The sequence below is a fragment of the Candidatus Hydrogenedentota bacterium genome (genome assembly GCA_019695095.1).
Taxonomy (GTDB): Bacteria; Hydrogenedentota; Hydrogenedentia; order Hydrogenedentales; family SLHB01; genus JAIBAQ01.
This window is the reverse complement of the sequence record JAIBAQ010000322.1, coordinates 1-4157: the sequence shown is the minus strand read 5'-3', so window position 1 is coordinate 4157 and position 4157 is coordinate 1. Positions and strand designations below refer to the sequence as shown.

Genomic DNA, 4157 nt, shown 5'->3' with positions numbered 1-4157 from the left:
ACGTCCATCGATTCCGCCTTAAACAGAATGCCCTTCCCTTCCACCGCGAACGGATAAGCGCCGTTCTCTTCCGCGCCGAAGTGCAACACGCGCTCCGACCCGTCTTTCATGGCAATCCTGATCGTGGCCTGGGGTTCGCCCGACAAGCCGGTTTGATCGAACACAATGTCGGAAGCCTGGAAACCGGTGAGCGAAGCGAGCAATCCGTGGCACTTGTCGGTGTCCGCGGGCTTCGTCGCGCCATTGGCTTCGATTGACCACTTCTCTCCTTCGCCGAGGACGATGGCGAAGTTGTCTTCTTTGCGCGTGACCGTGATGCGCTGGATGTCGTCTTCGGAGACTCCGTCTAACACGGAGCGCACAAACAGGTCCTTGGGTGCGACCAGCAGCCGATCGACATCGGTCTTGGCAATAACGAAGACCATGGGATTGGCATCCAGTTTCGCATAACGCCCGGCCAACGACTTCGCTTCGCCGCCAAACGTGATCGTGTGCGCTTCACCGGCCGACGTTGTCACGGTGATGACTTGCGACGGCGCGTCGAATCCCTTGCCGTCTGCCGAGTCGGCGTAATCGGCGGGGCGCAGCTTCGCGGCCGCCGAGACAGCCGATTTCAGCGTGGATTCCTGCGCTTCGAGTCCAACCGACGGAGCGGCAACCGTCCACTTGTCGGCATTCTTCACGAGGTCGAACGCACCCGTTGCGCCGGAAACCTGATACCGCGCGACGGCGTTCTCGTCGACCTGCATGCCGCCAATTTCAAACAAGTCGGCGCCCTTGCCGAAGATTCGGTCGAAGCTGAACTTCGCGATCTTGTAAACGGTGTTGCGCTTGTCGGTGGATACGCGAACGTAACCGTCGCCATTCGGATCGGGACGTCCGCCCTGGATAACCGTCTCGCCCTCTTGTCCATCGACTGTCAACGTGCAGGTGAACACGGGCGTCTCAAGACCCCACTCCGCAAGCTTGGATGGGTCGACGATATCCGAAGCGGTCAATGGCGCGAATGCGCCGGGCAGCGATGACAGGCCGTTCTCTTTCGCCTTCAGACCCGCGCCCCCTTCGCTCAACACCCACTTCGTTTCTGTCTTAGTCGCGGGCTTGGCTTCTTCAGCAGGCTTGTCTTCAGGCTTTGCCGCATCGGCGCCTTCGGGCTTGGCCGGTTCTTCTACCGGGACTTCCTTCGTCTCGCGCGTCACCACGATGCGCTTGTCAGGCGACTGCATCACCACCTTCGCAAGCTTGTCCTTGGCGATGTCGAGCACATTCTTGTTCAACCAATTGTCGGCTTTGGGCGCGACGGGCTCGGCGGGCTTCTCCTCCTGCGGCTGCATTTGGTTGGGCATCTGCGGCGTTTCGAACACGCCCGCTTCGCGCTTCAAGTCTTCGTTGAGCACGTAAACGTCTTTCGCATCCGCCGCGCGCATGAAGATCTGGTCGAACTTGGGGGCTTTGCCTACCAGCACGGTGAATGCCGGTTTGTCTTCGCCCTTTTTGTAACCAAGGACGTGGAATGCATCTTTGTCGGTAAGACTATACGGCTCCAACGCGGCGTCGTCGGCGACGGTCTCGCGCGCTTCGCCTTTCAAGCCGACGATCTTGTCGATATAGTCTTCGACCTTCTTCGTGTCGGCAGGTGCGTTGAAATGGCTCGCCACCGACCAGACATTGACGTCGTTCGCATCGCGCTCAAGAATCACTTTCTGGTCGGGCATGCTGCCGGTGTACAACTCCAGCTTCGCAATGTCCGCCTTCGCGACGCCCTCGGGAACCAGCGACGCGAGCTTCACCTGCTCGACAATGCTCGGCGTGCGCTTGTTAACCTGCTTGAGGACGACGAGTCCCACTAGCAAGGCGAATACAACAAGCAGCGGAACCAGGCTCTTCTGTTTCATTCGTCTTCTCCACTTTCGGGTCCAGGGTTCGGAGTTTCATCCTTGCCCTAAGTTATCTTCGAGTTTCTTGCCAGATTCTTCGCTTCGCTCAGAATGACAAAGTGCTCTATTCGCCTCGGTTCGCCGCATACGACATCGTGTATGCATTGCGCGAACGGCGACGCGCGGCGGCGATGGCCACACCGGCGATTGCAATGCCGCCGTTCATCAGCGCGTAGTTCACGAACTTCCACACGCGCCGCTGATTGTCGCTCGGCTTGTCGATGGTGCGGTCGATGGGCTTCCGGCTGCGAATCGATACCAGATCGTCGCCAAGGGTCACGCCGTCGACGCAGTTCAAGAACAGATCCAGGTTCCCCGCCTGCATGAAGTTCTTGTGGAACATCTGCGAGCACCCCATGACGATGAGCTTGCCGGGCGCGGGCGTGATGGCCGGAGCCGGACCTTCGTCATCTGCGGGCGGCGGGGGCGGCATGCCGGGCATGGCCGGTTCAGCAGGTGGCCACGCGGGACGCGGCTTGTCTTTGAACGCATCCGGGAACGTCCCGGAAATCATGGCCATGAGCGGATACTTCTCGCCGGTCGGCGAAGGCGTGATGGCAGCCTGGGTCAACGAGGGCGTCGGCGGCGTCTTCCACGCGCCATCCGTTGACGTGATCAGCACCTTGCTGGTGAGACCCAGCTTCTTCATCTCGTCCTCGTTCAGCTTCAGCGCCGTACCCCACAAATAGAAGATCGTGGAGAGTCGGCTCGTGATGGACGTCTCCTTGTCCATCGTGGAGTTGTTGATAAGCATCTGGGTCGGAAGCTTGTAGGGTTGTCCGCCTGTCAACGCCGAAAGCAGGTCATTACCGCCGCGGACCGATAGCGTCACCTGGTTCTTGTCCATGAGGAAGTCCTCATCGACTTCAACGCCATAGTTCTTGATGAGATCGTTGATGCCTGGATTCTCATCGTTCTTGGACACGCTCAGACGGCCGTCCGGCAGCGGGCGGTAATCCCACGTATAGTTTTGCACCGCCAAGATCACCGACTTGCCCGAAACAAGAGCGCGGTTGATCTCCCACTTCTGGCGCTCGTTCAACTCGCGCGGATTGATAACGACCAGCGTGTCGTACTCGTCGGGCAGCTTGCTGGTTTGCGTTAGATCGACGCGTTCGACCTTATACTTCTCGTATTCGAGTATCTGCTGCACGTACTCATACGGATCTTCCTGTTCGGGAATGGCCTGTCCCATCTGCGCGTAGAGTTGGCGCATCTGCGGCGGGATATTGACGGCCTCTTTCGGGGCGACCAACGCCACGCGCGGGGGATCCTTACGGGTCATCTTGTGCACGATGCTGGCGATGCGGTATTCGAGCTCCGGCACCATCTCCGGCATGATGTTGGGAATCAACTCTTCTTCGCCGGCCTTGAACCCGATGCCGATCGTCGAATACACCGGCTTCTGCGTGACTTCTTCGTCCACCATCGCCTGCACCATGAAGGGTTTCACACCCTTATCGAACATACGCTTTTCGATGGCTTCGGATTCCGTCTTTTCTTTCTTCTCGCTATCCGGTCCGCCCAACAAGTCCGCCTGATCGGCAAGCACGTTGGCCGCTTTTAGATAGACGGGCGTGAAATCGAGTTTGCCGCCCGACTCAATCTGCAGTTCGGCGAGCTTGTCGGTGATATCGCGCTCCAGTTGCTTCAGAACCGTCGGCATTTCGCCAACGGGCGTGATGTAGAGCTTTACGTGGACCTGGCTGTCAAGACCCGCGAGGATCTTCTGCGTGGCCGGAGAAACCGTGTAGATCTGATCCTGGGTGAGGTCCTTACGGCCCAGGCTGGTGTCGTTCACGAGCCAGTTCAGGGCCAGCCCGATACCCGCGCAAAGCACGAGCGCCGAACCAAACGTGAACCGGGCGCCGGGACGGTTACGCACTTCGATGAACATGATGTTGAGGACGATGAAGAGGACCGTCCACGCGACGAAGAACAGCAGGTCGGCAACGTCGATCACGCCGCGCGTAAACGTCGTGTAGTGGTCCATGAATCCGAGAATTGCCGAGAGCATGCTGCCCAATCCCGGCACGAAACCGTCGATGTACGAGGCAATGAAATTCGTGCCGAGAAGGAAAAGGATGAAGCAGACCAGCAGGGTCACCACGAAGGCAACGATCTGGTCTCGGCAAAAGCCCGAGAAGAAAATCCCAATGGACAGGAAGAACGCGCCCAGAAGCAACGTACCCAAGTATCCGCCGATGATGGCGCCGGTGT

General features: G+C 58.9%; 2 protein-coding genes. Both read right to left on the bottom strand.

Annotation, left to right across the window (positions count from 1 at the left end; translation table 11 throughout):
* Positions 1-1895, bottom strand: a 1895-nt coding sequence (locus tag K1Y02_25680) for a DUF4340 domain-containing protein (protein ID MBX7259771.1), incomplete at its 3' end; no start/stop codon positions are given.
* A 106-nt stretch (positions 1896-2001) separates the two neighbouring features.
* A partial coding sequence (locus tag K1Y02_25675; GenBank protein MBX7259770.1) for a GldG family protein occupies positions 2002-4157 on the bottom strand: 2156 nt, incomplete at its 5' end.